General features: G+C 44.1%; 1 protein-coding gene. It reads left to right on the top strand.

Annotated features, from left to right (window positions below):
* Positions 1-1,472, top strand: a 1,472-nt coding sequence (locus NXS11_RS10850; RefSeq protein ID WP_259201277.1) for a GA-like domain-containing protein, incomplete at both ends; no start/stop codon positions are given.

Raw genomic sequence — 1,472 nt, 5'->3', positions numbered from 1 at the left:
AGAAAAAGCAGTAGAAGAAGCTAAAAAAGCAGACCAAGCAGCGAAAGATGCATTGGATAAAGCAAAAGCCGACGGCTTAATCACACCAGCAGAAAAATCAGAGCTAGAAAAACTACAAAAAGAAGCTATAGACAAAAAAGCTGAAGCGACAGATAAGGTTAATGCATTGCCAGAAGATCAAAAAGGTGACTTACCATCAGAACTAGATAAGTTAACAGGTATTGAGATACCAGAAGTAAATGATGCAGACGCCAATGGTGTGGCCGATGATGTAGATGCGCAACGCACTGAAGCAGAAAAAGCGGTAGAGGAAGCTAAGGCAGCAGACCAAGCGGCGAAGGACGCATTAGATAAAGCAAAAGCAGACGGCTTAATCACACCATCAGAGAAGGCAGAGTTAGAAAAACGCCAAGAAGAAGCAGCGTCTAAGAAAGCAGAAGCGACAGATAAGGTTAATGCGTTACCAGAAGATCAAAAAGGTGACTTACCATCAGAGCTAGATAAGTTAACAGGTATTGAGATACCAGAAGTAAATGATGCGGACGCCAATGGAGTAGCTGACGATGTAGATGCGCAACGTGCTGAAGCAGAAAAAGCGGTAGAAGAAGCTAAGGCGGCAGACCAAGCGGCGAAGGATGCATTAGATAAAGCGAAAGCGGATGGATTGATTACGCCAGCAGAGAAAGCTGAGTTAGAAGAACTACAAAAAGAAGCTGCAGACAAAAAAGCCGAAGCGACAGATAAGGTTAATGCGTTACCGGAAGATCAAAAAGGTGACTTACCATCAGAGCTAGATAAGTTAACAGGCATTGAAATACCAGAAGTAAACGATGCAGACGCCAATGGAGTAGCGGATGATGTAGATGCGCAACGTGCTGAAGCAGAAAAAGCGGTAGAGGAAGCTAAGGCAGCAGACCAAGCGGCGAAAGATGCATTGGACAAAGCGAAAGCAGACGGCTTAATCACACCAGAAGAGAAGACACAGTTGGAAGCAGCGCAAAAAGAAGCTGCAGACAAAAAAGATGAAGCGACGGACAAAGTCAATGCATTGCCAGAAGATCAAAAAGGCAACTTACCATCAGAGCTAGATAAGTTAACAGGTATTGAAATACCAGAAGTAAATGATGCGGACGCCAATGGTGTGGCAGATGATATTGATACACAACGTGCTGAAGCAGAAAAAGCAGTAGAGGAAGCTAAGGCAGCAGACCAAGCGGCGAAAGATGCATTAGATAAAGCGAAAGCGGATGGATTGATTACGCCAGCAGAAAAAGTTGAGTTAGAAAAACGCCAAGAGGAAGCAGCGTCTAAGAAAGCAGAAGCTACAGACAAGGTTAATGCGTTACCAGAAGATCAAAAAGGTAACTTACCATCAGAGCTAGATAAGTTAACAGGTATTGAGATACCAGAAGTGAATGATGCAGACGCTAATGGAGTAGCTGACGATGTAGATGCGCAACGCACTGAAGCAG

The organism is Staphylococcus americanisciuri (assembly GCF_024814435.1).
Classification (GTDB): Bacteria; Bacillota; Bacilli; order Staphylococcales; family Staphylococcaceae; genus Staphylococcus; species Staphylococcus americanisciuri.
Note: the sequence above shows the minus strand (reverse complement) of the source record. Positions and strands in the feature narration are given on the sequence as shown.